We start from the raw sequence: 23788 nt of genomic DNA, 5'->3' as shown, positions 1-23788 counted from the left end.
TTGGTCCTTCCTGGTGGATCAAGCGGCGGCAAAGGCGATGCACGCCCGCAGCACGTCTTTCAAAATAGGGGTCAGATTGTTGGCGCGCGCCGGGGCGAGCAGCGCGGGCCAGTTGGTTTCGTTGACGTCGGCGGGCTCGTCGAGATAGCCGCGCATGGCGAGTTCCATCTGGATCGCATGCACACCGCTCCCCGGGCGGCCATAGTGGCGCGTCGTCCAACCGCCCTTGAAGCGGCCGTCGAGAATATGACTGCGACCGCTGGCCGCGCAAATGGCTTCGATCGCCGACGCCAGCGCCGGGTCGCAGGTCTGCCCATCGTTGGTGCCAATGTTGAACTGCGGCAATTCGCCGTCGAACAGCCGGGGGACATGGCTGCGGATCGAATGCGCGTCATAGACGATGACGCGCGGGTGGATCACGCGCAGCCGCGCAATCTCGGCTTCGATTGCGGCATGATAGGGGGTGAACCACAGCGACCGCCGCCGGGCGATTTCAGCCTCGTCGGGACCGGCGTCGCGATAGAGCGGTTCGCCGTCAAAGGTCGTCGTCGGGCAGAGCTCGGTCGTTGCCTGTCCGGGGTAGAGCGAGGCCCCCGACGGGTCGCGATTGACGTCGATCACGCTGCGCGAAATGTCGGTGCGGATCGTCGTTGCGCCGAGCTCGGTTGCAAAACCATAAAGCCGGTCGACCCACCAGTCGGCGTCGCGGCGCGCGATCCATTCGCAGCGAAACGCGCCGCCGGTGTCGGCAAGGTCGGTCCCGGTGTGCGGGAAGGCCACCACCAGCGGCGCTTCGCCGCGCTTTATGTCGAGCCAGCCGGTCATGCGACCCCGGGAAGCAGGTCGCCTGCGGTCGCCGCCAGCGCACCCGACCGGACGAGGGCGTTCGCTGCCTCGATATCGGGGTGGAAGTGCCGGTCGTCGGCGAGCGTCGGGACGGCGTCGCGGAGCAGGCGATGCGCGCGTTCGAGCGTCGGGCTCGATTGCAGCGGCGCGTGGAAATCGACGCCCTGCGCCGCGGCGAGCCATTCGATCGCGATCACGGCGAGGGCGTTGGCGGCCATCGCGTGCAGACGCCGCGCGCCGTGTGCCGCCATCGATACATGATCTTCCTGATTGGCCGAGGTCGGGATGGAGTCGACGCTTGCGGGATAGGCGCATTGCTTATTCTCGCTGACCAGCGCCGCGGCGGTGACCTGCGGTATCATGAAGCCCGAATTGAGCCCGGGCTTCGGCGTCAGGAAGGCCGGAAGCCCCGACAGCGCGGGGTCGACGAGCATCGCGATGCGGCGTTCGGAAATCGACCCGATTTCGCAGATCGCGAGCGCGATCATGTCGGCCGCGAAGGCGACGGGCTCGGCGTGGAAATTGCCGCCTGACAGCGCTTCGTCGGTGTCGGGGAAAATCAGCGGATTGTCCGAAACGCAGTTTGCTTCGATTTCCAGCGTCGTTGCGGCCTGGCGCAGCACGTCGAGCGCGGCGCCCATCACCTGCGGCTGGCAGCGCAGGCAATAAGGATCCTGTACGCGGGTGTCATTTTCCAGGTGGCTGGCGCGGATCGGCGACCCTTCCATCATCGAACGCAGCGCGCCTGCGACCTCGATCTGGCCGCGATGGCGGCGCAGGTCATGGATGCGCGGATCGAAAGGCGTGTCGGATCCCTTGGCAGCTTCGGTCGACAGCGCGCCGGTGACGAGCGCGGACTGGAACAGCAATTCGGCCTCGAACAGCCCGGCGAGCGCGTTGGCGGTCGAGAATTGCGTGCCGTTGAGCAGCGCGAGGCCTTCCTTGGCGGCGAGCTCGATCGGCGCGATGCCAGTGCGCGCGAGCGCATCGGCGGCGGGCAGGCGTTCGTCGCCGAGGAAAATCTCGCCCATGCCGATCATCGTCACCGCCATGTGCGACAACGGGGCAAGGTCGCCGCTCGCGCCGACCGAGCCCTGCGCCGGGATCACCGGGGTCAGGCCGTGGACGAGCATCGCTTCGAGCAGCGCGACGGTTTCGGGGCGGACGCCCGAGGCGCCCTGCGCGAGACTGGCGAGCTTCAGCGCCATCATCAGGCGGATGACCGGCACCGGCGACGGATCGCCAATTCCAGCCGCATGGCTGAGTACGATGTTGCGCTGGAGCGTCGCGAGGTCGGCGTCGTCGATACGGACGCTGGCGAGCTTTCCAAAGCCGGTGTTGATGCCATAAACCGGCTCGCCGCGCGCGAGGATGCGGCTAACTGCTGCGGCACTTTCAGCGATGCGCGGCGCCGACGCCGGGTCGAGCCGGGGGATCGCGCCGCGATAAATGGCGCGCCAATCGGCAAGCGATGCGGTGCCGGGGGTAAGCATGATATCGGTCATCGACCACTCCAGATACGGGCATGGAGCGGGTTGAGCCCCATGCGATAGACAAGTTCGGCGGGACGTTCGATGTCCCAGATGGCGAGGTCGCAGCGCTTGCCGGCTTCCAGTGTCCCGATGCGATCGGACACGCCGAGCGCCCGCGCGGCGTTGCGCGTGACTCCGGTCAGACATTCGGCGACGGTCAGGTGGAACAGCGTTGCCCCCATGTTCATCGCGAGAAGTAGCGAGGTGAGCGGCGAGGTGCCGGGGTTGCAGTCGGTCGCGAGCGCGATCGGGACGCCGGCAAGACGGAGTGCGTCGATCGGCGGCAGATGCGTCTCACGCATGAAATAATAGGCGCCGGGGAGCAAAGTCGCGACGGTGCCCGACGCGGCCATCGCCGCGATCCCGGCGTTATCGAGATATTCGAGATGGTCGGCCGACAGCGCGCCATGGCGCGCGGCGAGCGCCGCGCCATGCTGGTTCGATAGCTGTTCGGCGTGGAGCTTGACCGGCAGGCCGGCACGCTTTGCGGCTTCGAAGACAAGTTCGGTCTGCGCAGGCGTGAAACCGATGCCTTCGCAAAAGGCATCAACCGCATCGGCGAGGCCGAGCCGCGAGACTTCGGGCAGCATCTCATCGACCAGCATTGCGATATAGGAGTCGGCATCGCCGGCATATTCGGGCGGCAGCGCGTGGGCGCCGAGGAAGGTGGTGGCGATCTGCACCGGCCGTTCGGTCCCCAACCGCCGCGCGGCGCGGAGCATGCGGATCTCGCTGGCGGTGTCGAGGCCATAGCCCGATTTGACCTCGACCGTCGTGACACCTTCGGCGATCAGCGCGTCGAGGCGGGGCAGGGCGGCCCTGACCAGGTCGTCCTCGCTGGCCTCGCGGGTTGCGCGCATCGTCGACACGATGCCACCGCCGGCGCGGGCAATCTCTTCATAGGAGGCGCCGTCGAGACGCATTTCAAACTCGCGGGCGCGGTCGCCGGCGTGGATCAGGTGGGTGTGGCAATCGATCAGCCCGGGGGTGATCCAGCGTCCGTCGCACGCAACGCTTTCGGCGGCGTCGAAGGTCGGGGCGTCGGCTGCGGGGCCGGCATAGAGGATGGCGCCGTTAGCGGCAGCCACTAGCCCTTGTTCGACCACGCCGAGGTCGTTCCCGACCATCGTGGCGAGCCTTGCATCTTTCCACAGCGTGTCGCAGCGCATGCCCATCGACCCTCATCATTTTGCGATGGCCAAAGATTGCACCAATCGCTCATTAATGTATAGACATAATTTCAGATCGGGAGGAAATTTATGGCATCGGCGCAGAAAACAGGCGATCGGAACCTCTTCTTCGACCGGCTTTTGCTGAATGGCGGCTGGGCGCGGAATGTCCGGCTGACGGTAAGTTCGGGTGTCATTGCCACCATCGAAAGCAATGCGGCGGCGCAGCCCGATGAGGAACGCCACGGCTGCGGCCTTCCTGGCATGCCGAACCTGCACAGCCATGCGTTTCAGCGCGGCATGGCGGGACTCGCCGAGCGGCGCGGGCCGTCGGGCGACAGCTTCTGGACATGGCGTGAGGTCATGTATCGCTTCCTCGATCGCATGACCCCCGACGACGTGCGCGCGATCGCCTCGCTCGCTTATCTGGAGATGCTGGAGGGCGGCTTCACCCGCGTTGGTGAATTCCATTATCTGCACCATGATCGCGGCGGACAAGCCTATGCCGACCCCGCCGAAATGAGCCGCGCGATCGTCGATGCGGCCGCCACGAGCGGCATCGGTCTGACGTTGTTGCCCGTCCTCTATTCCTATGCAGGCTTCGGTGCGCAATCGCCGCAGCCTGCGCAGATGCGTTTCATCATGGACATCGACCGCTATGCGCGGCTGATTGACGCCGCCGACGCGGCGAGCCGGGACTTGCCAGACGCCATCGTCGGGGTCGCGCCACACAGCCTGCGCGCCGTATCGCCCGAGCAACTTGACGCACTCGGGGGTATCGGCGCGAATCGCCCCGTCCATATTCATATCGCCGAGCAGGTGAAGGAGGTCGACGACTGCCTCGCGTGGAGCGGCCAGCGCCCGGTCGAATGGCTGTTGAACCACGCCGCAGTCGATGATCGCTGGTGTCTCGTCCATGCGACGCATATGACGCCCGCAGAAACGGCGGCACTTGCAGGAACGGGCGCAGTCGCCGGGCTTTGCCCGATCACCGAGGCCAATCTGGGCGACGGGCTGTTTCCCGCCGAAGCCTTTCTGGCGGCGGGCGGGCGTTATGGCGTGGGGAGTGATTCAAACGTGCTGATCGATGCGAGCGAAGAGCTGCGCCTGCTCGAATATGGCCAGCGGCTGATGCGGCGGGGTCGCAATATGCTCGCGGGCGGCGAGGGGCGGTCGACCGGCGCCGATATCTATGCCGCGTCGGTCGATGGCGGCGCGGCGGCGCTGGGAGTGACGGGCGGTCTCGCGGTCGGTGCTGCGGCCGATATCGTCAGCCTCGACCTTGGGCATCCTTCGCTCGCGGGAAAGCGGGATGACGAACTCCTCGACGCCTATATCTTCGCGGCGGGGCGCAGCGCGCTCGACGGCGTATGGCGCCGCGGCGAGCAGGTGGTGAGCCGGGGCCGGCACAAGGATCGCGCAGCGATCGTCGCGGGCTATGTCGCGACGCTCGAAAGGCTGACCGCGTGAAGCAGCCGCTCCACGAACGGATCCGATCCGATTTCGAGGCGCGCATATTGTCGGGCGAACTCCTTCCCGGTGCGCGCCTGCCGACCGAGCTTGAACTCATGCGCGACTATGATTGCGCGCGGATGACGGTCAGCAAGGCGCTGTCGGCACTTGTCGCGGCGGGGCTGATCGACCGGCGCAAGCGCGCGGGTACTTTTGTCGCGCGCCCGCGCGTCCATTCGATGGTGCTCGACATCCCCGATCTGGAGCAGGAGGTGCTTCAGCGCGGCCAGCGTTACCACTTTGAACTTTTCAACCGCGAGGTGCGCACGCCCGATCCCGCGCATCCCGACGAGGCCGCGCTGGCTGGCGAGGGCGAACTCATCCTGCTGGAGGGCGTGCATTTCGCTGACGATGTGCCGCTCGCCGTCGAAGCGCGTCTGATCAGCCTGTCCGCAGTGCCTGACATTGCGGCCTCGGCATTTCAGGGCGCGTCGCCGGGGGCGTGGCTGCTCAAGCATGTCCCGTGGACCGAAGCCGAAACGCGAATCGCTGCGGTTCCGGCGGATCGCAATGTGGCGGCGCGGCTCCATTTGGCGCTTGGCTCGGCATGCCTGTTCGTTGAACGACGGACTTGGCGCGGCGACGAGGGGATTACGCTCGTCCGCCAGCATTTCGTCGGATCGGCCTATGATCTGATCGCGCGTTTCGGTTCGGCCCGGAGGCCATCCGACGGTTGAGGCCATTGGCCTTCCACAAGAAAATTGCCGGTGCCTTGGACTGGCCGCAATGCGGGGCCATTCGGCGCGCCCGATGCTGAATAAAAAAATCGTCGAGAGGTGAGGGGTGTTCCCCGACGCTGCGTATTCTAATTGCCAGTTATGTTCCCCGGAAATGACATTAAGATACTGATATTCAACAGATTTTTCTGTTGACCTGTATATACATTTGATGCTTTCTGGGGACAACAACGCAACCAACAGGGGGTTTCGCTATGAGAATCAGAACATCTTTGCTTGCGGGGGTCGCGGCGATTGCCAGCATCTCCGTCCCAGCCGCCGCGCAAACGGACGCGGCGCCGCAATCCGCCGAGGGCGCCAGCTCGGGAAGCGACATTGTTGTCACCGGATCGCGCATCCGTCGTCAGGACCTCGCGGGCGTCGGCCCGGCTACGGTCGTCTCGGCCGAGCAGATCGAGAACACCGGCCTCGTCAACATCGAACAGGTTCTTCAGCGGCTTCCCGCCAATGCGGGCTTCGCGGGCAATCAGAGCTCGGCCTATTGGACCAACAACGGTTATGGCACCGCGCAGGTCAATCTTCGCGGCCTGGGCATCAAGCGCACGCTCGTGCTGCTCAACAACCGCCGCCTCGTGGCCGGCGGCACCGGCGCCAACTCTTCGCCCGATCTGAACATGATCCCGGTTGTCGCGCTTGCGCGCACCGACGTCCTCAAGGACGGCGCCTCGGCGATCTATGGCGCCGATGCGATGGCGGGCGTCGTCAACCTCGTCACCCGCACCGATTATGAAGGCCTGGGCGTGAGCGCACGCTATGGCGTCACCGAGCGCGGCGACGGCGGCGATTTCACCGCCGACCTGATCTGGGGCGCACGCAATGATCGCGGCGGCATTATGGTGGCGGCGACTTATCAGAAGACCGATGCGGTCAATATGGCGAGCCGCGCGCCTTGCTCGCTGGCGGAAGTGACGCCGGGCTCGCTGTCGTGCACCAACAGCACCTCGACGATCGGCGGCCGCGCCGTGCTGCCGAACGGCCAGCAGATCAACTTCAACCAGACCCCCGGCGGCGATGGCGATTTCTTTGAGCCGTATAATGGCGCGAAGCATAACAACAATGTCCAGCGCTATCTGAACGCGGTCAGCCCGATCGAGCGTATCAGCACCGCGGTGTTCGGCGATTATCAGATCACCGACGGCGTCCAGATTTTCGGTGAGTTCCTCTACACCCACCGCAAGAGCGACCAGCTCGCGACTCCGGGTACGCTCCGCAACATCTCGATTTCGGCGACGAACCCGACCAACCCGACGGGGCAGGACCTGCTGCTCGTGCGCCGGATGCTCGTCGAGGGCGGGCCGCGCGAATTCTTCCAGAAGACCGAAACCTGGCAGGGCACCGTCGGCTTCCGCGGCAAGCTCGCCAATGACTGGGCCTGGGAAGTCGCGGGTGCGTTCGGCCGCAACACCGCGGTCGATGGCTCGACCAACGTCGCCAACCTCGCCAATGTCGCCAACACGCTCGATCGTACCAAGTGCAGCGTCACGGCGGGTGCGGCTATCCCCTGCGCCGATTATCTTGGTGCGGGCGACGTCACCCCGGCGGTTCTCGACTATATCAACTTCACCTCGCGCGATCATGGCGGCAATGAGCTGGCGACGGTCACGGCCGACCTGACGGGCAGCCTGTTCACCTTGCCGGCCGGGCCGGTTTCCTTCGCGACGGGTGCGGTTTACCGCAAGGAAAAGGGCTGGCGCGATCCAGATCCGTTGACGGTGCTGGGCGTTGCCAACACCAATCAGCAGGATCCGATCTCGGGTTCGACCGCCACCAAGGAAGCCTATCTTGAGCTTTCGGTGCCGGTGCTCGCCGACACGCCTTTCTTCAAGGCGCTGACGATCGACGGCGCGGTGCGCTTTTCGGATTATGACCTGTTCGGCAGCGACTGGAACTACAAGTTCGGTGTCGACTGGCGGATCAACGAGGACATCCGCCTGCGCGGCACCTATGGGACGGGTTTCCGCATCCCCAACGTGCCCGAGCTTTACGGCGGCGTGTCGGAAGGCAATCTGACGACCACCGATCCGTGCAGCCGCTATGCACAGAGCGGCAATGCGACGCTGATCGCCAACTGCCAGGCATCGGGCGTGCCCGCCAACTATGTCCAGTTGGGCAGTACGATCCTGACCACCGTTGGCGGAAACGAAAATCTGAAGCCCGAAAGCTCGACGACCTGGACGGTCGGTACGGTGATCCAGCCGAAGGGTATCGTCCCCGGCCTGTCGCTGACCGCCGACTGGTTCAACATCGACATCAAGGACGCGATCCGCGCAATCCCGGGGTCGACCAAGCTCTCGATCTGCTACGCCAGCCAGAATCTGTCGCATCCCTTCTGCGACGATTTCACGCGCAGCCAGTTGACGGGTGAGGTCAATTACCTGTCCGCGCAGCCGATCAATACCGGCCGTGAAAAGATGAGCGGTCTCGATCTGGGTCTCGTCTACAACCGCATGATCGGTGACGTGTCGCTTTCGTTCGATGCCAATGTTACCTGGCTCAACGATTACACCATCTATCCGTTCGAGGGCGGCGCTCCGATCGTGTTCGACGGCCATATTGGCGGCGGCAACGGCGGCTATCCGAAGTGGCGCGGCTATGGCGTACTGACCGCTGAAAAGGACGGCATCAGCGCGACCTGGTCGACCCAGTGGATCGGCAAGGCGACCGACTTTAACGCGGCACCCGATGAAATCGGCTATCGCGCGCCGGCCGTCTTCTACCACAATATCCAGCTCGCTTTCGAAGTGAATGAAAAGACGCGCTTCCAGCTGGGTGTCGACAATCTGTTCGATCGCAAGGCTCCCTATATCCAGAGCTTTACCGATGCGAACACCGACACGATGACCTATGACCTGCTCGGCCGGCGTGTTTACGTCGGTTTCCGGACCGCTTTCTAAGGCCCCGAGCATGACGATCCGCTGGCCACTGGTCATTCGCCGTTTCCACAAGTGGCTGGCATTGCTGGTCGGCGTCCAGGTTCTACTCTGGACGCTGACCGGGTTCTACATGGTGGTGGTCCATATCGATACCATCCATGGCGATCATCTGGTGCGCAGCCCGGTGGTCAAGCCTTTCGATCTTGCCGGGCTGGCGTCACCGTCACAGATTGTGGCGGCCGTCCCCGGCGCGTCGGAAATCCGTTTGCAGCGTCATTTCGACACGCCGGTCTGGCGCGCCGAAACCCCCGACGGCCCGCGTCTGTTCGACGCGGCGTCGGGGCGGCTGCTGGCCGATCCGACCGAGGCGCAAATTCGTGCACTGGCGCAGCGCATCTATACCGGCGACGGCAAGATCGTGTCGGTGCAATTGCTCACCACCGCGCCGCAGGAAATGCAGTCACGCAAGCCGCCGTTCTGGCAGGTCGAGTTCGAAGGCTGGAACCGCCCGACGCTCTATCTGTCGCCCAAGACCGGCGAACTCATCTCGCGCCGCCACGCCTTGTGGCGCGTCTTCGACATCGCGTGGATGCTCCACATCATGGATTATGAGGAGCGCACCGACGTCAACAATCCGCTGCTGCGCATCGCGACGTGGAGCGCCTTCGCCATGGCGATCAGCGGCGCATGGCTGCTGGTCTGGTCATTCAAGCGCCGAAAGAAGAAAAAGGCATGAAGAAGATCCGCCTGACGCCGCTGTTCTTCCGGCGCATCCACAAATGGGTCGGCCTGATCCTTGGCCTGCAATTCGTTCTCTGGACGCTCAGCGGCTCGGTGATGGCGCTGCTCGACAAGGACGAGGTCGCCGCGCACGACCACAGCATGGGGCACGCGCATCCGCTGCCCGAGGGGGCTTATTTCGATGTCGCCGCCCTGTCGAAGGGCGAGCCTGTGCAGGGGGTCGTGCTGCGCGACCTCGGCACACGGCCGGTCTATGAGGTGCGAACCGAAAAGGGCGTCCGACTGGTCGATGCGACCGACGGCGCGGCGATTTCGGTCGATGAAGGGCTCGCCCGCGAGGTCGCATCGATGATGAACGAGGCGCCGATCCGGCAGGTCAGCCTGCTGCCCAAATCGACCCTTGAAACGCGCGATCATGAAGGCCGGATGTGGCGCGTCGATTTTTCGGATGCGGAGAATAGCAGCGCCTATGTTGCGGCCGACACCGCGCGCTTCATCGTGATGCGCGGCGACACATGGCGGACCTGGGATTTCTTCTGGATGCTCCATAATATGGATTATCTGGAGCGGAAGAGCTTCAACCATCCGCTGATCATCTTCGTCGCCTTTGGCACATTGTGGCTGTCGGGGACGGGTTTTTACCTGCTGTTCAAAAGCTTCAGCCGCGCCGATTTCCGCTGGTTGCGGCGGCGGAAGAAGCCGGTTGTACGGACGTTGACCAACTAAGCTTCGTCAGTCGTCGATCGAAAAGGCGGCTGATAGTTCGAACCGGGTGCCGGGGTGCGTTAGCCACGCGTGAGACACCAGTCGCCCGCGGCTCCAGGTTCGCCGCGTCATCCGCAGTACCGGCTCACCGTCGGACAGGCCCAGCAGGCTGTGCGTGCGCTCGTCGGGCATGGTGGCCGAAACCCGGTGCTCGACGCGCTCAAGCGGCGCGGTACGGCTCAGATATTCATTGGGCGTCATCTGCGTGAAATCGCGCGTGCCATATTCGGGCGCGACCGAGGCAAGCACGAAGCGTTCCTCAAGCTGGATCGGAAATTCGGCCTCATGATGAACGATCACCGAATGAAATAATTTCGTTCCGACCACCACTTCGAGCAGCGGCGCGGTCTCTGTATTGGCGCGAATTTCCTGATTCAGCACGACGCGGGCGCGATATTCATGGCCGCGTTCGCGGACTTCTTCGGCAATATTGCGGATCTCGATCATCTGGCCGATCGGCCGTGGTTCGGCGATGAACGACCCGCTTCCGGCGCGGCGGACGAGGACGCCCGCGGCCTGAAGCTCGCGCAGCGCGCGGTTGGCGGTCATCCGTGATACGTCGAACTGCTTCACCAGCTCGGATTCGGACGGGACGCGGTCACCCGGTTTGAGATGGCCGTCGCGGACGGCGTCGCATATGCTCTGTTTGATCGCCGCATAGCGCGGGGGTGATGAGTCCGGATTCGTCCCGGCAACCTTCGATGTTTCAGCCGCTTTTGCGGGCGCGCGCGAAATGAAATCCATCACCCGTCTATACAGCTGAGGGTGGTTACATTCCAATGGCGTCTGAGAAAAAACGGATGGCGGGTCGCGCGCGCGGTGGTGGCCAATCCGGCACGCAGATGGCTATGTGCCGTTGCCGTGGGTCGAGCCGGAAATTTACTCGTTTTCCGCGCTTAATGCGGCCGTTTCGAAGCCGTTAAATTGTTCACAAAGAGAAATTTGTTCATCGGGACGGGCGCAGAAAACCGATGGTTGCGCCAGATATTGAACTTTTATTAGCCTCTGATGTCAGGACTGTTGTTAAATTGCCAAATTTCGCGTATTTTCATGTAATTATATGCCAACGCTCCTGTGTCTTGATGACGGTGCCGACCCGTCGGAGCGCTGTTTGGAATGAGGAGGATTGAATGAACAATCCACACCTGTCTGGCGCTGCGGACGAACCGGCAGCCGGCGATGAGAGCGATCGTCGCGGTGCCGATCGATACCGCACCGTGTGGCGCATCGCAAAGGTCAAGCGCGATGGCGACTTCGGTCTGTGGAGAGTTCGTAATATCTCTGATCGCGGCATGATGCTTGCGGCCGATGTCCCGATCGCGGTCGGCGAGCGGCTGGAGGTCGCGCTGTCCGACACGGTGGTGATCCGGGGGCGGGTCGTATGGTCCGAAGAGGGGCGGTGCGGCGTCGCGTTCGACGAAGAAGTCGATGTCGCGAGCGTGTTGAAGCAATTGGCCGCCGAACAACGCGCGGGTGATTTTCGCCAGCCGCGCCTGCCGGTGCGGACCCAGGCGCAGGCGGTGACCGACGAAGGGGCGAGCCAGATCGAACTGGTCGACCTGTCGCAGAATGGCGCGGGTTTCGTTCATGACGGGCATTGGGAGGTCGGCAAGGAGTTTGAACTGGTGCTGGCCGGCGATATCAGGCGCAAAGCGATCGTCCGCTGGTCGCGTGGCGGGCGTGGCGGGCTGTGGCTGACCCAGCCGCTCGAACGCAGCGATCTGGAAAGCATCAGCCGCTTTCAGAGCTGAGATCGTATGATCTCAACCTAAACCCGTTCGCATCGAGCGAAGTCGAGATGCCGTGAGGTTATACACCCACGACGGGCATCTCGACTTCGCTCGATGCGAACGGGTATTTAGGCGACGCTATTTCCGGGGTTGGGTACCGTTTCGCCCCTTGGAGATTGCGTAGAGGATAGGCCCGCGCCGCGAACGATCTTTGCCCAGGGATTGAGGTCGGGTTCGGCGACCTTCACCAGCCTGTTGCGGTCGCGGTGGAGGAATGGCTCGCCCTGGCCTTTGACCATCAAAATCGTGTCGGAAACATAGCTCCACGACCCATCATCGTGAAAGCTTACGTCGAGCTGATAGCTGTCGGTGCGAAAGGCCCGTTCGAGGAAGGTCGTCGAACAAATGCCATATTCGGTTTGCCCGCGTTCGGCCTTCACCACCAGCCTGTTATCGGCGGGCTTCGCATGCCCCGCCGCGATCGCGATCTGCCCGCGCGGGATCGCCAGCGTCTGGAGGATCAGCCCCGTCGCGCGTTCATAGAGCCAGTAGCCAACCTGATCGTGGAAGGTGATATCCTCATCGGGCGCGTTGATATGGACATGATAGCGCAGCCCGTAAAAAAGCTGCGGGCCGTTCGCTTGCGGGTCGATCGGCTGCATTTCGATCCGCTCGATATATTCACGCGTTTCGGGGCCATCGGCTTTGGGGTTGATATCGACCCCGCGCTTTCCCTCCCAGATACCGGCGAGGCGGCGCAGCGGGCCAAGGTTGGCCAGCGTCTCGGGATCGACGTCCTCGGGTTCGGTAAAAATGTCGTCGGGTAATTCCATGGCGCTGCCCCCAAAGCTGCGTTCAGATATCTTCGGCCAGCCGCCCGTAAAGCTGCGGCCGTCGGTCGCGGAAGAAACCCATGCCCGCACGATGCTTTGCCGCACGGTCGAGGTCGATCGTCTCGATCAGCACGCCGGTCTCGCTGGCGCCATATTCCTGCGTCAAATCGCCCCATTCGTTGCTGATGAAGCTGTGGCCATAGAAATTGGCATTGCCCTCGGCCCCGATGCGGTTCGCGGCGATCACCGGCATGCAGTTCGATACCGCATGGCCCTGCATCGCGCGGCGCCACATGCGGCTGGTGTCGAGGTCGGCGTCATAGGGTTCGCTGCCGATCGCGGTCGGATAGAAGAGCAGTTCGGCGCCCATCAGCGCCATCGCACGGGCACATTCGGGATACCATTGATCCCAGCACACCCCGACACCGATCCGCGTGCCGAAGACGTCCCAGACCTTGAAACCGGTGTTGCCGGGCCGGAAATAATATTTCTCTTCATAGCCGGGGCCATCGGGAATGTGGCTCTTGCGATATGTCCCCATGATCGCGCCATCGGGGCCGACCATCGCGAGCGTGTTGTAATAATGCGGCCCGTCTTTCTCGAAGAAGCTCGTCGGGATTGCGACCTTTAGCTTCGCGGCGAGCGCCTGCATCGCGATGACGCTCGGATGCTCGGCGGTCGGGCGTGCGTTGGCGAAAAGCTCTTCCTCTTCGACCTGACAGAAATAGGGGCCTTCGAAGAGTTCGGGGGGCAGGATGACCTGCGCGCCCTTCGCGGCGGCGTCTTCGACGAGCGCGGTGACCGCGTCGATATTGGGCTGAACGGGGCCGGGCAGGGGAAGCTGCAACGCGGCGACGGCGATGGTGCGGGTCATGCTATTCACTCTTCGATATTTTTGATTCGTCGGGAATTCGCCAACGAACTTGGTTCGTATAAGTGAACTCGACCGGTTTGCCTGCTTCATCTCGTTTGGGATGAAATCTGCCACGTTGCATCATGAGTTCGCATGTTGAGGTATCTAGATCGGGATGGCCGGTGGATTCGGTAATCCGGCAACTTTTTGGCCGACCGTCTTTTCCAACGAGTATTTCGTATCTCGCCGTACCTTGTGCACCCGCTGCCAGAGCTGCGGCCGGATAGTCCCCATACGTCTGAAACTTAGACTGCGCGTAGGCAGCGTTGCTCGTGGCGAAGAAGAGGCCGAACAAAATGATTGAACGGTTGATCATATCGGCACTTGCTGGCTCGAGCAATGGAAGCTGCCACCACCAATGAGGATGCCGCGCGCGGACACGCCGACCGCGCGGCGTTCGGGGAAGAGCGCGGCGAGGGCGTCGATCGCGGCCTGATCGTTCGCGACGCCATAGGTCGGCACCACGACGACACTGTTGCCGATGTAGAAGTTCATATAGCTCGCCGCCGCCAGCTCGCCGTCGATCTCGAAGCGACCGGGCGAGGGGAGGTCGACTATCTCGACCTCGCCAAACGCCGCGGTGCGCGCCCGCGCGTCGGCATAGATTTCTGCATTAGGATCGTCATTGTCCGCCGCAACCGGGATCGCCAGCCGGCCTTCGCCGACGAAGCGCGCCAGATTGTCAACATGACCGTCGGTATGGTCGCCGAGCAGCCCCTTGCCGAGCCACAACAAGCGGTCGATGCCGAGCGACTGGTGGAGCCGCACCGATATGTCTTCGCGCGTGAGCGTCGGGTTGCGGTTGATATTAAGCAGGCATTCCTCGGTCGTGACGCAGAGCCCCGTGCCATCGACGTCGATGCCGCCGCCTTCGAGCACCCAATATTGATCGTCGACCGGAAGACCACTCCCGGCCGCAAGCGCCGCGCCGACTTCCTTGTCGCCCGGCATGACGAATTTCTCGCCCCACCAGTTGAATTCGAAGTTGCGCGCGCGCCGCGCCGCGCCGGTGCCGGCAATGATCGGCCCGGTATCGCGCAACCAGATATCGCCGAGCGGCTGGACGAGGATACGGACCCCCGCATCGACCAGCTTTGCAGCGATGTCCGCCTGCGCATCGTCGTTGACGACCAGCCGCACCTCTTCGCCGCGCCCGCCGTCATGGACGGCGTTGGCAAAGGCCGCGACATCGGCCCGCGCGGCGTCGATTGCGCCCGCCCATTCTTCGGCGAGGTGCGGAAAGCCGATCCATACGGCTTCGTGCGGAGCCCATTCGGCGGGCATTTTAAGTGACATGTGGCTCAAATCCTCTTTCGTCATTGCGAGCGAAGCGAAGCAATCCAGGACGGTTTACGCCACTCTGGATTGCCGCGTCACTTCGCTCCTCGCAATGACGAAGATGCGGCTACTACTTCTGCGCAGCGCTGCGCGACTTGTCGCGGGCAGCGCGGAATTCGTCGCCCTTGACCCAGTTCGGCCACGCATCGGTCATCGCCAACATCCGTCCCGCCGCATAGTAAAGCCGCAGGTCGGCGATCATGCCGTCCCAGTTGGTGATCGCGTCATATTCGTCGCCGGGCGCATGGTAGCGGTTCTTTTCATAATCTTCCGCTGCCTTTTTGCCGGCTTCGATCCCGCCGTTGATCAGGTCATCGCCGCTGCCGAAATTGAACATCGGGACGCCCAGCTTGGCAAAGCTGAAATGGTCCGAACGATAATAGAAACCCTTTTCGGGGGTCGGTTCGTCCTTGATCACCCGCTTTTCCAACTGGGCGAGTTTGGCGACATAGGCGTCGAGTTCGGACTTGCCGCGACCAACGACGACAATGTCCTTCGTCGGGCCGATCGCGTTCAGCGCGTCCATATTCACGCCGCCGACGGTCTGCGCGAGCGGGAAGACCGGGTTTTCGGCATAATATTTCGAACCCAGCAGCCCGGACTCTTCGGCGGTGACCGCGAGGAACACGACGCTGCGGTCGGGCGCGCCAGCCTTTTTATAGGCCTCCGCCATCGTCACGAGCCCTGCGATGCCGCTCGCATTATCGACCGCGCCGTTGCAGATGTCGTCGCCGGCAACGGGCGTGCAGCGGCCAAGATGGTCCCAATGGCCGGTGTAGAGAACATATTCGTTGGGCCGCTTGGTGCCCGGCAATATGCCGATGACGTTGCGCGACATTTTCTTGCTGATCTGGTTGTCGAAGCCGAAGTTCGCTTTCACGCCGGTCAAGGCGACGGGCTTGAACCCCTTCTTCTTCGCGGCTTCGCGCAGCTTGTCGAAGTCCTGTCCGGCGCTCGCGAACAATTCCTTCGCCTTGGGAAGCTGGATCCAGCCGTTGGCGAGGGTCTGGTCGGCGCCGCCATTCTTGCTCTCGGCCAGATATTGGGTGCCGGTGTTGCTCGATTCGACGACGTTCCAGCCATAGGCGGCGGGTTCGGTGTCGTGGACGATCAGCACGGCCGCGGCGCCCTGTCGCGCGGCTTCCTCATATTTATACGACCAGCGACCGTAATAGGTCATCGCGCGGCCGTTGAATTCGCCCTTGGCTTCCTTCGTCTGCCAGTCGGGGTCGTTGACGAGAACGACAACGGTCTTCCCCTTGACGTCGAGCCCGGCATAGTCGTTCCAGCCCTTTTCAGGGGCATTGATGCCATAGCCCACAAAGACGACGTCACTGTCCTTGACTTCGGTCTTAGGCTGTACGCGATAGCTGAAGGCGACATAATCGCTGGCATATTGCGCAGTCACTGGCGTCTTGCCGCCAGTGAAGGTCAGCGGCGTGGCATTTTTCGCGGTGATCTCCACCAGCGGCACGTCCTGCGTCCAGCTGCCATTGTTGCCGGGCTTCAGCCCCGCCGCTTCATATTGCTTGATGATATAGGCGACGGTTTTTTCTTCGCCTGCGGTACCGGGCGCGCGGCCTTCAAAAGCGTCGGACGACAATTCCTTCGTCACCGCCTGCAGGGTCGAAAGCGACAGGTCGGGGAGGGCAACGTCGGGCAAAGCGGCGGCGGCGGTCTTCGATGCATCGCCGCTGCCGTTGCAGGCGGCGAGGGACAGAAGCGCAGCGAGCGCCAGCGGGGTGGACAAGCGGGACATGAGCAATCCTTGCTGATTTCGGAATGGCCGGGGTTGTGCCAGCAGCGGGGCGTGGATGCAAGGAAGGCCGTGCGCGGGGGCGCCGGAGAAGAGAAAACAGTATTTCTGCCAATGCGCCAAAATTGCTTGAAAAATCGGTGACTATCGGCAGGTTGTGAAAAGAAAATTCCGGGGAGGGTGTTAAGTGATCTGTCGTGTTGCATTGTCTGCGTCACTATCTGTCATGGCGCTGGCGTTGTCAGGGTTGGCGAGTGCGAGTGCGAAGGAGCCGGCGGACAACGCCGCCCGGTTTGGCGCGCTCGAATCAATTCAGGACGTCAGCCTGTCGCCAGATGGCAATCGGTTGGCGTTCATCGAACAGGGGCCCAACCGGACGCGCCGTCTGCTTGTTGTCGAGACGGCGGAAGGGGCCAAGCCGCGCCAGATTCTCACCAGCGATGGGAGTGGTGGCGGTAATCTCAGCTGGTGCGGCTGGGTAACCAACGCGCGGCTCGCCTGCCAGACCTTTGTCCGGGACAATGTCGAAGGCGATATTCTGGCGGCGACGACCATCATCGCGCTCGATGCCACGGGCGGTAATATGCGCATACTCAGCAATCGCCGCAGTTTGCGTTCGCTCTATGCCGATTTTCGGGGTGGCAGTGTCATCGACTGGTCATCGAGCGACAATGGCTCGCTGCTCATGTCGCGCAGTTATGTTCCCGAAGGCGATGTGCGCACGCGCATCGTGAGCCGCGCCGAAGGGCTCGGCGTCGATCGCGTCGATTCGGTCACCGGCGCCGCGCGCCGCGTCGAGGCCGCCAATCGCGACGCCCGTTATTATCTGTCCGACGGCCACGGCAATATTCGCATCATGGCAACGCAGGGCTATTTGAGCAGCACCGGGCAGTTTGAGCCGACGGTCCGCTTTTTCTATCGACCCAAGGATGGTGGGGGGTGGAAGCCGCTGGCGCAAAATGATGTTGTCACCGATAGCGGCTTCCAGCCAGACACCGTCGATGCCGCCACAAATCGCGTTTATGGTTTTCAGAAAATAGACGGGCGCATGGCGGTCGTGGCGATGGCGCTCGACGGCACCGGTGCAGTCAGCACCATCTATGCGCATCCCGAGGTGGACGTCGACGACATCATGCGTGTCGGCCGAAACGGCCGGATCGTGGGCATCTCCTATGTAACCGATCAGCGCGAGGCGGCGATGACCGATCCTGGCATTGCGAAGATGACGGGCGCGCTGTCCAAGACATTGGGCGGCAAGCAGATCGTGATCGTCGACGCATCGGCCGATGAGGGCCGCTATCTGGTTCGCGCCGAATCCGATATCGATCCAGGCGCCTATTATCTGTACACTCCAAAGGCGAGAGAGTTGCGCCCGCTGCTGGTGCCGCGCGAACCGCTGTTGGATGTGGCTTTGTCGCCCGTAAAGGCGATCACTTATCCCGCGGCGGACGGCACCATGATCCCGGGCTATCTGACGCTGCCCCCGGGGCGGAGCGACGCGCGCGGGCTGCCCGCGATCGTTATGCCGCATGGCGGGCCTTCGTCGCGCGATGAATGGGGTTTTGACTGGCTCGCGCAATATTTTGCGCAATCGGGCTATGCCGTTCTTCAGCCCAATTATCGCGGATCGTCGGGCTATGGCGATGTCTGGTACAAGAATAATGGCTTTCAGTCGTGGAAAACGGCTTTGGGTGACGTCACCGACGGTGGGCGGTGGCTGCTGTCATCGCAGGGTGTCGATGCGAAAAAACTGTCGATCGTCGGCTGGTCCTATGGCGGTTATGCGGCGCTGCAGTCTGGTGTCGTGGCGCCCGATCTCTTTCAGGCGATTGTCGCCATCGCCCCCGTGACCGACCTCGCGCAGTTGAAAGCGGAAGAATCGAAATTTGGCGGTGGCACGATAAACGACAGGTTTATCGGAAGCGGGCCGCATATCCGCGAAGGCTCGCCTGCCCAAAATGCCGAGGCCATCAAGGCGCCGGTCCTGATGTTCCACGGTAGTTTCGATCAGAATGTCGATATCGCACAGGCCCGGACGATGCGCCGCGCGCTGGAGGGCAAGGGCAAGCGTGTCGAGTTGGTCGAATATCCCGAACTCGCGCACAGCCTCGAAACCAGCGAAGCGCGCACCGACATGCTGCGCCGGATTTCGGCGTTTCTGCCGCACTAAACGAAAAGGGGCGGCCCGTTGCTGGACCGCCCCTTTGCTGTTCGATATCGAACTGGATCAGCGCGAATAGAATTCGACGACCAGGTTCGGTTCCATCTTCACCGGATAGGGAACTTCGTCGAGCGTCGGGACGCGGACGTAGGTTGCCTTGGTGCCGTCGATGGCGAGATATTCAGGCAGGTCGCGCTCGGGCAGGCTCTGGGCTTCGGCGACCAGCGCCATTTCCTGTGCCTTCTTGCCGAGGGTGATTTCGTCACCCGGCTTCACGAGACGGCTGGCGATGTTGCACTTCACGCCGTTCACATAGACGTGACCGTGGCTGACGAGCTGACGCGCCGAGAAGATCGTCGGGGTGAACTTCGAGCGGTAAACGACCGCGTCGAGGCGGCGTTCGAGCAGACCGATCAGGTTCTGGCCGGTGTCGCCCTTCATGCGCGATGCTTCGAAATAGTTCTTCTTGAACTGCTTTTCGGTGATGTCGCCGTAATAGCCCTTCAACTTCTGCTTCGCGCGCAGTTGGATGCCGAAATCCGACACCTTGCTCTTGCGGCGCTGACCGTGCTGGCCGGGGCCATATTCGCGACGGTTGACGGGGCTCTTCGGGCGACCCCAGATGTTTTCACCCATCCGGCGGTCGAGTTTATACTTGGCGCTATGGCGCTTCGACATATGTCGTCTCCAACTTGCTGTGTGCCGAAGGATTTCGGCGTTTCCCGGGTCGCACCACATGAACTATAAGCCATGTGCGACCGCCGCTTCACCGGGGTGCGGGGTCCATTGCGAAGGCGCGCGACTAGACGGCGAGGGGGCGAAAGTCAAGCATCGCGGTTCCAAGTCGGGCGTGCGCCTCGACAGGGCGAAAAAAGCCGCTAATGCAGCGCGCATGACGTCCGCCAAATCGCCCGAACCCAAATCGCCCGAACAATGCCAGACGATGATCGAAGTCCGTGCCGGGGTCGACGAAACCGACCGCGCGCTGGTCGCGCTGCTCGTCCGCCGTTTCGGCTATATGGATGCTGCGGCGCGGATCAAGCCCGACCGGGCGGCGGTTCGCGATGAGGCGCGCAAGGCGCAGGTGATCGACAATGTCGCGCGCGAAGCGGAAGCGGTGGGGCTCGATCCCGACCGGTTGCGCGCGGTGTGGGACGTGCTCGTCGAACAGTCGATCGCGCATGAACTCGATCGCTGGGACAACACCCGCACCGATTAAGTGCGGTCTCTGCGCTTCCGACCGAGCATCGTGACGATGCCATGCATCATACGGACATCATTGTGCGACCAGCCGGTCTTGGTCAGCGTGGTGCGCAGGGTGCGCAGCGTCGACGCACGGCGATCGGCCGGAAAGAAATAGCCGGCTTCGTCGAGGTCGCGGACGAAATGCTGGATCAGCTCTTCCATTTCCTCATGCGGGGCGGGCGGGGCGAGCGGCACGTCAGGCGGGCTCGCCAGCGCCTGGCCCTTCGACCATTCATAGGCGAGCAGAATGACGGCCTGCGCGAGGTTCAGCGACCCGAATTCGGGATTGATCGGCACGGTGATGATATTGTGCGCGACCGCGACATCGTCGGTCTCGAGCCCCGATCGTTCGGGGCCGAAAACGAAGGCGGACCGGCCCGCCGAGGCATGAACCGCCTTGGCGGCCGCTTCGGGGGTCAAGACCGGCTTGCTGACCCCGCGTTTGCGGACCGTGGTCGCATAAATATGGGTGCAATCGGTGACCGCATCGGCGAGGCTGTCGAAAACCTGCGCATTGGCCAGCACGATATCGGCGCCCGACGCCGCCGGACCCGCATCGGGGTTCGGCCAGCCGTCGCGCGGAGCGACAAGGCGCAGCTCGGTCAGCCCGAAATTGAGCATCGCGCGCGCTGCCTTGCCGATATTCTCGCCAAGCTGCGGACGGACGAGGATGATCAGCGGCGGATTCATGAAGCAAATCCGTCACTGATTTTTGCGGAGGATTGCCGCGGGTGGAAACCGCTTAGCGTATGCTGCGGCGATTGTCCTGCGCCCGGCGCATGTCGCTTTCCGCCTTGCGCTGGGATTCGGTCTGACACACGCGCTCCGTCGAGAGGCGCGAACCCAGCACCGGCCTGTTGGTGCAGATCAGTTTTTCCTTTTGCGCGGGTGCGGTTTCGGTAGCGTCCGATGCCGCTGCCGTCGCGTCGGGTGACGCGGTTGATGCCAGCAACGCGAAGAAATACATGATCATAGGAAACCTCGAGACAAGAACAGGCCAAATTACTCAATTCTCTTTTTCCTATGCAGTTTGTCGAGCTATTTCAAGCGGTCAATGCGGTTCGATAGTGGCGGCGCAGTCGTGCTAGCCCTTGCCGAGGCCGCCGACCTGGCTTGCGAAATCTTCGAAATCCTTGGCTTCGGTGAAGTCGCGATAGACGCTGGCGAAGCGGATATAGGCGACATTGTCGAAGCCCTTGAGCGCCTCCATCACCATCGCGCCAATCTGCTCGGCCTTGACCTCGCTCTCGCCCGAAGTTTCGAGCTGGCGCTGGATGCCCGACACCAGCCGTTCGATACGCGCGCCGTCGATCGGCCGCTTGCGGCACGCGATCTGGACGCTGCGCATCAGTTTTTCGCGGTCGAACGGCTCGCGGCGGCCATCGGCCTTTGACACGCCGACCTCGCGCAGTTGGATGCGCTCAAAGGTGGTGAAACGCGCGCCGCAATCTTCGCACTGCCGTCGCCGACGAATGGCAGCGCCATCCTCGGTCGGACGGCTGTCCTTCACCTGACTGTCTTCATGGCCGCAATAGGGACAGCGCATCGGTCAGCGCTTGACCCGCACGAGAAGCGCGATGAGCGCGCCCGCGAACAGGCCGAAAGGCCAGCTGACGGCGTCGAGCATCAGCCCGATCGCCGCCCCAACCCCGCCGCCGATCAGCACCGGGCGCGTCGAGGGATGATTCATCCCCTGCTTGCCCATCGCCTTAACCTCTTCGATCGCCAGTTCGGCCAGCGTCGGCTCTTCAGGGTTGGGGCGGGCCACTACCCTCAGCCTTGATAAATGGGGAAGCGTTCGCACAGCGCGCGGACCCGGCCACGAACATTCGCCTCGACATCGGCGTCGCCATGCTCGCCCTTGTCGCGAAGCGCTTCGAGCACGTCGGCGACCATGTCACCGATTTCCTCGAATTCGGCGATGCCGAAACCGCGCGTCGTGCCGGCGGGCGACCCGACGCGGATGCCGCTGGTTTTGATCGGGGGCAGCGGATCGAAGGGGATGCCATTCTTGTTGCAGGTGATCGCCGAGCGTTCGAGTGCCTCATCGGCGTCGCGGCCGGTGACGCCGAGCGGGCGCAGGTCGACCAGCGCGAGGTGCGTATCGGTGCCGCCTGCAACGATGTCTGCGCCGCGTGCTTTCAGCCGGCCCGCCAGCGCCTGTGCGTTGGCGACGGTGGCCTTGGCGTAATCCTTGAACTCGGGACGCAGCGCTTCGCCGAACGCGACCGCCTTGGCGGCGATGACGTGCATCAGCGGTCCGCCCTGAAGTCCGGGGAAGACCGCCGAGTTGATGCGCTTGGCGATCGCTTCGTCATTGGTCAGGATCATGCCGCCGCGCGGACCGCGCAGTGTCTTGTGGGTCGTGGTGGTGACGACATGGGCATGCTCCATCGGCGATGCGTGAACGCCGCCGGCGACGAGACCGGCGAAATGCGCCATATCGACCATGAAAAGCGCGCCAACGTCATCGGCGATCGCACGGAAACGCGCGAAGTCGAGGGTGCGCGGATAGGCCGAGCCGCCCGCGATGATCAGCGCAGGGCGATGTTCCTTGGCCAGCGCCTCGACCTGGTCGAAATCGACAAGATGGTCGTCGGGACGAACGCCATATTGCACAGCATTGAACCATTTTCCCGACATCGCGGGCGCCGCACCGTGGGTCAGGTGGCCGCCGGCGTCGAGGCTCATCCCCAGGATCGTCGCGCCCGGCTTGGTCAGCGCCAGCATCACCGCGCCGTTCGCCTGCGCGCCCGAGTGCGGCTGGACGTTGGCATAGCCGCAGTCGAACAGCTGCTTCGCACGGTCGATCGCGAGGGTTTCGACCTCGTCCGACGGCGCGCAGCCCTGATAATAGCGGCGGCCCGGATAACCTTCGGCATATTTGTTGGTAAAGACCGAGCCCTGCGCTTCGAGCACTGCCTTTGAGACGATGTTTTCGCTCGCGATCAGTTCGATCTGGTGGCGCTCGCGCTCCAGTTCATGCTTCATCGCCGCGGCGACCGCGGGATCGACCTTGTCGACGCCGTCGGTGAAATAGCCAGCCGATTTGATGGGTTTGTTGAGCGTGTCTGTGGTCATCGGCTGGTCTCCAGTTGGGCCAAGTCTTTTGGGGGATTGGAAAGCTTGTCGACGCGGCGCGCATGGCGGTCGCCGGCGAAGTCGGTGGCGAGAAAAGCGGTGAGGCAGGCCTTGGCCATGTCGATGCCGGTCAGGCGCGCGCCCATCGCGATAACGTTCGCGTCATTATGTTCGCGGGCGAGCTTAGCCGACAGCGGTTCGCCGACGAGTGCGCAGCGGGCCGCGGGGTTGCGATTGACCGAAATCGAAATGCCGATCCCCGATCCGCAGAGCGCGACGCCGCGTTCGGCGCTGCCGTCGGCGATGGCGGCGGCCAGGGCGTAGCCGAAGTCGGGATAGTCGACGCTGTCGGGTCCATTGGTGCCGAGGTCGGCAACCTCGTGGCCAGCGTCGCGGAGCCAGTCGGCGAGCTCGGCTTTCAGCTCATAGGCGGCGTGGTCAGAGGCTATGGCGATGCGCATGGTGCGGCTCCCGCTGGGGTCAAGGGAATCGATGAGCGCCCTTTAGGCGAAGCGACCCGACTTGGCCATAAGCGAGGTGGCAAATTTGTGACGCG

The 23788-nt window shown here is 63.1% G+C and carries 24 protein-coding genes; 8 read left to right on the top strand and 16 right to left on the bottom strand.

Annotated features, from left to right (window positions below; all coding sequences use genetic code 11):
- Nucleotides 1-18: 18 nt before the first annotated feature.
- Genes hutG through hutI form a run of 3 tightly spaced genes read right to left on the bottom strand, consistent with a single transcriptional unit; the run spans nt 19 to nt 3547 of the window.
- Nucleotides 19-825 (bottom strand): N-formylglutamate deformylase, encoded by an 807-nt coding sequence (hutG, locus tag CDQ91_RS01475; protein ID WP_088470935.1) that lies wholly within the window; start codon nt 823-825, stop codon nt 19-21.
- On the bottom strand, nt 822-2351 hold the full coding sequence (hutH, locus tag CDQ91_RS01470; protein WP_088470934.1) for a histidine ammonia-lyase: 1530 nt from the start codon (nt 2349-2351) through the stop codon (nt 822-824). Before hutH ends, hutG begins: the two co-directional genes overlap by 4 nt.
- Entirely contained in the window at nt 2348-3547 is a 1200-nt protein-coding gene (gene hutI, locus CDQ91_RS01465; protein ID WP_164499226.1) for an imidazolonepropionase, read from the bottom strand. The genes hutH and hutI overlap by 4 nt, the downstream gene beginning before the upstream one ends.
- Before the next feature lie 90 nt (nt 3548-3637).
- Between hutI and CDQ91_RS01460 the strand changes: the two genes are divergently transcribed.
- The 5 genes from CDQ91_RS01460 to CDQ91_RS01440 all read left to right on the top strand — a co-directional run bounded on the left by CDQ91_RS01460 (nt 3638) and on the right by CDQ91_RS01440 (nt 10136).
- A complete protein-coding gene (locus CDQ91_RS01460) occupies nt 3638-5017 on the top strand; it encodes a formimidoylglutamate deiminase (protein ID WP_088470932.1) in 1380 nt (459 codons plus the stop codon).
- Nucleotides 5014-5736 (top strand): histidine utilization repressor, encoded by a 723-nt coding sequence (gene hutC, locus CDQ91_RS01455; protein WP_088470931.1) that lies wholly within the window; start codon nt 5014-5016, stop codon nt 5734-5736. Before CDQ91_RS01460 ends, hutC (CDQ91_RS01455) begins: the two co-directional genes overlap by 4 nt.
- Nucleotides 5737-5990: 254 nt before the next feature.
- Complete coding sequence (locus tag CDQ91_RS01450; protein ID WP_088470930.1) at nt 5991-8690, top strand: TonB-dependent receptor; 2700 nt, start codon at nt 5991-5993, stop codon at nt 8688-8690.
- A 10-nt stretch (nt 8691-8700) separates the two neighbouring features.
- A complete protein-coding gene (locus tag CDQ91_RS01445) occupies nt 8701-9405 on the top strand; it encodes a PepSY domain-containing protein (protein WP_088470929.1) in 705 nt (234 codons plus the stop codon).
- Nucleotides 9402-10136 (top strand): PepSY domain-containing protein, encoded by a 735-nt coding sequence (locus CDQ91_RS01440; RefSeq protein WP_088470928.1) that lies wholly within the window; start codon nt 9402-9404, stop codon nt 10134-10136. The genes CDQ91_RS01445 and CDQ91_RS01440 overlap by 4 nt, the downstream gene beginning before the upstream one ends.
- Before the next feature lie 6 nt (nt 10137-10142).
- Here CDQ91_RS01440 and hutC (CDQ91_RS01435) read toward each other — a convergent pair whose 3' ends face one another.
- On the bottom strand, nt 10143-10919 hold the full coding sequence (hutC, locus tag CDQ91_RS01435; RefSeq protein ID WP_088470927.1) for a histidine utilization repressor: 777 nt from the start codon (nt 10917-10919) through the stop codon (nt 10143-10145).
- Nucleotides 10920-11305: 386 nt separating this feature from the next.
- Here hutC (CDQ91_RS01435) and CDQ91_RS01430 point away from each other — a divergent pair, with 386 nt between their 5' ends.
- Complete coding sequence (locus CDQ91_RS01430) at nt 11306-11926, top strand: PilZ domain-containing protein (RefSeq protein ID WP_088470926.1); 621 nt, start codon at nt 11306-11308, stop codon at nt 11924-11926.
- Nucleotides 11927-12033: 107 nt separating this feature from the next.
- On the opposite strand, the gene CDQ91_RS01425 is transcribed toward CDQ91_RS01430, so the two are convergent.
- The 5 genes from CDQ91_RS01425 to CDQ91_RS01405 all read right to left on the bottom strand — a co-directional run bounded on the left by CDQ91_RS01425 (nt 12034) and on the right by CDQ91_RS01405 (nt 16748).
- A complete protein-coding gene (locus CDQ91_RS01425; RefSeq protein WP_088470925.1) occupies nt 12034-12738 on the bottom strand; it encodes an FABP family protein in 705 nt (234 codons plus the stop codon).
- 22 nt (nt 12739-12760) lie between these two features.
- A complete protein-coding gene (aguB, locus tag CDQ91_RS01420; protein WP_088470924.1) occupies nt 12761-13612 on the bottom strand; it encodes an N-carbamoylputrescine amidase in 852 nt (283 codons plus the stop codon).
- A gap of 1 nt (nt 13613) precedes the next feature.
- A complete protein-coding gene (locus tag CDQ91_RS01415; protein ID WP_088470923.1) occupies nt 13614-13967 on the bottom strand; it encodes a TonB family protein in 354 nt (117 codons plus the stop codon).
- The gene (locus CDQ91_RS01410) at nt 13964-14947 is read right to left on the bottom strand and encodes an agmatine deiminase family protein (RefSeq protein ID WP_088470922.1); all 984 of its coding nucleotides are present in this window, start codon (nt 14945-14947) and stop codon (nt 13964-13966) included. The genes CDQ91_RS01415 and CDQ91_RS01410 overlap by 4 nt, the downstream gene beginning before the upstream one ends.
- Before the next feature lie 112 nt (nt 14948-15059).
- Entirely contained in the window at nt 15060-16748 is a 1689-nt protein-coding gene (locus tag CDQ91_RS01405; RefSeq protein WP_088470921.1) for a M28 family metallopeptidase, read from the bottom strand.
- A 244-nt stretch (nt 16749-16992) separates the two neighbouring features.
- Here CDQ91_RS01405 and CDQ91_RS01400 point away from each other — a divergent pair, with 244 nt between their 5' ends.
- Nucleotides 16993-18915, top strand: a complete 1923-nt coding sequence (locus tag CDQ91_RS01400; protein ID WP_201791845.1) for an alpha/beta hydrolase family protein — start codon at nt 16993-16995, stop codon at nt 18913-18915.
- 57 nt (nt 18916-18972) lie between these two features.
- Here CDQ91_RS01400 and rpsD read toward each other — a convergent pair whose 3' ends face one another.
- Complete coding sequence (gene rpsD / locus CDQ91_RS01395; RefSeq protein WP_088470919.1) at nt 18973-19584, bottom strand: 30S ribosomal protein S4; 612 nt, start codon at nt 19582-19584, stop codon at nt 18973-18975.
- Between the two features lie 214 nt (nt 19585-19798).
- Here rpsD and CDQ91_RS01390 point away from each other — a divergent pair, with 214 nt between their 5' ends.
- A complete protein-coding gene (locus CDQ91_RS01390; protein ID WP_088470918.1) occupies nt 19799-20125 on the top strand; it encodes a chorismate mutase in 327 nt (108 codons plus the stop codon).
- Here the strand turns inward: CDQ91_RS01390 and CDQ91_RS01385 are convergent.
- The 6 genes from CDQ91_RS01385 to rpiB all read right to left on the bottom strand — a co-directional run bounded on the left by CDQ91_RS01385 (nt 20122) and on the right by rpiB (nt 23693).
- Nucleotides 20122-20841, bottom strand: coding sequence for an RNA methyltransferase (locus tag CDQ91_RS01385; protein ID WP_088470917.1), 720 nt, complete (start codon nt 20839-20841; stop codon nt 20122-20124). The genes CDQ91_RS01390 and CDQ91_RS01385 overlap by 4 nt on opposite strands.
- 52 nt (nt 20842-20893) lie before the next feature.
- Nucleotides 20894-21124 (bottom strand): hypothetical protein, encoded by a 231-nt coding sequence (locus CDQ91_RS01380; protein ID WP_088470916.1) that lies wholly within the window; start codon nt 21122-21124, stop codon nt 20894-20896.
- Nucleotides 21125-21235: 111 nt separating this feature from the next.
- Nucleotides 21236-21697, bottom strand: coding sequence for a transcriptional regulator NrdR (gene nrdR / locus CDQ91_RS01375; RefSeq protein WP_088470915.1), 462 nt, complete (start codon nt 21695-21697; stop codon nt 21236-21238).
- Between the two features lie 3 nt (nt 21698-21700).
- Nucleotides 21701-21919, bottom strand: coding sequence for a hypothetical protein (locus CDQ91_RS01370; protein WP_088470914.1), 219 nt, complete (start codon nt 21917-21919; stop codon nt 21701-21703).
- Nucleotides 21920-21924: 5 nt separating this feature from the next.
- Nucleotides 21925-23232: a serine hydroxymethyltransferase gene (glyA, locus tag CDQ91_RS01365; RefSeq protein WP_088470913.1), complete on the bottom strand. Its 1308-nt coding sequence runs from the start codon at nt 23230-23232 to the stop codon at nt 21925-21927.
- The gene (gene rpiB, locus CDQ91_RS01360) at nt 23229-23693 is read right to left on the bottom strand and encodes a ribose 5-phosphate isomerase B (RefSeq protein ID WP_088470912.1); all 465 of its coding nucleotides are present in this window, start codon (nt 23691-23693) and stop codon (nt 23229-23231) included. Before rpiB ends, glyA begins: the two co-directional genes overlap by 4 nt.
- Nucleotides 23694-23788: the final 95 nt, after the last annotated feature.

Origin of the sequence: Sphingopyxis witflariensis, assembly GCF_002205635.1 — a bacterium.
GTDB classification, from domain to species: domain Bacteria; phylum Pseudomonadota; class Alphaproteobacteria; order Sphingomonadales; family Sphingomonadaceae; genus Sphingopyxis; species Sphingopyxis witflariensis.
Note: the sequence above shows the minus strand (reverse complement) of the source record. Positions and strands in the feature narration are given on the sequence as shown.

Excerpts from the sequence above, each read along its gene's own strand:
- hutG (WP_088470935.1), bottom strand. The coding sequence starts at position 825 with ATGACCGGCTGGCTCGACATAAAGCGCGGCGAAGCGCCGCTGGTGGTG.
- hutH (WP_088470934.1), bottom strand. The coding sequence starts at position 2,351 with ATGACCGATATCATGCTTACCCCCGGCACCGCATCGCTTGCCGATTGG.
- hutI (WP_164499226.1), bottom strand. The coding sequence starts at position 3,547 with ATGCGCTGCGACACGCTGTGGAAAGATGCAAGGCTCGCCACGATGGTC.
- CDQ91_RS01460 (WP_088470932.1), top strand. The coding sequence starts at position 3,638 with ATGGCATCGGCGCAGAAAACAGGCGATCGGAACCTCTTCTTCGACCGG.
- CDQ91_RS01450 (WP_088470930.1), top strand. The coding sequence starts at position 5,991 with ATGAGAATCAGAACATCTTTGCTTGCGGGGGTCGCGGCGATTGCCAGC.
- CDQ91_RS01445 (WP_088470929.1), top strand. The coding sequence starts at position 8,701 with ATGACGATCCGCTGGCCACTGGTCATTCGCCGTTTCCACAAGTGGCTG.
- CDQ91_RS01440 (WP_088470928.1), top strand. The coding sequence starts at position 9,402 with ATGAAGAAGATCCGCCTGACGCCGCTGTTCTTCCGGCGCATCCACAAA.
- hutC (WP_088470927.1), bottom strand. The coding sequence starts at position 10,919 with ATGGATTTCATTTCGCGCGCGCCCGCAAAAGCGGCTGAAACATCGAAG.
- CDQ91_RS01430 (WP_088470926.1), top strand. The coding sequence starts at position 11,306 with ATGAACAATCCACACCTGTCTGGCGCTGCGGACGAACCGGCAGCCGGC.
- CDQ91_RS01425 (WP_088470925.1), bottom strand. The coding sequence starts at position 12,738 with ATGGAATTACCCGACGACATTTTTACCGAACCCGAGGACGTCGATCCC.
- aguB (WP_088470924.1), bottom strand. The coding sequence starts at position 13,612 with ATGACCCGCACCATCGCCGTCGCCGCGTTGCAGCTTCCCCTGCCCGGC.
- CDQ91_RS01415 (WP_088470923.1), bottom strand. The coding sequence starts at position 13,967 with ATGATCAACCGTTCAATCATTTTGTTCGGCCTCTTCTTCGCCACGAGC.
- CDQ91_RS01410 (WP_088470922.1), bottom strand. The coding sequence starts at position 14,947 with ATGTCACTTAAAATGCCCGCCGAATGGGCTCCGCACGAAGCCGTATGG.
- CDQ91_RS01405 (WP_088470921.1), bottom strand. The coding sequence starts at position 16,748 with ATGTCCCGCTTGTCCACCCCGCTGGCGCTCGCTGCGCTTCTGTCCCTC.
- rpsD (WP_088470919.1), bottom strand. The coding sequence starts at position 19,584 with ATGTCGAAGCGCCATAGCGCCAAGTATAAACTCGACCGCCGGATGGGT.
- CDQ91_RS01390 (WP_088470918.1), top strand. The coding sequence starts at position 19,799 with ATGACGTCCGCCAAATCGCCCGAACCCAAATCGCCCGAACAATGCCAG.
- CDQ91_RS01385 (WP_088470917.1), bottom strand. The coding sequence starts at position 20,841 with ATGAATCCGCCGCTGATCATCCTCGTCCGTCCGCAGCTTGGCGAGAAT.
- CDQ91_RS01380 (WP_088470916.1), bottom strand. The coding sequence starts at position 21,124 with ATGATCATGTATTTCTTCGCGTTGCTGGCATCAACCGCGTCACCCGAC.
- nrdR (WP_088470915.1), bottom strand. The coding sequence starts at position 21,697 with ATGCGCTGTCCCTATTGCGGCCATGAAGACAGTCAGGTGAAGGACAGC.
- glyA (WP_088470913.1), bottom strand. The coding sequence starts at position 23,232 with ATGACCACAGACACGCTCAACAAACCCATCAAATCGGCTGGCTATTTC.
- rpiB (WP_088470912.1), bottom strand. The coding sequence starts at position 23,693 with ATGCGCATCGCCATAGCCTCTGACCACGCCGCCTATGAGCTGAAAGCC.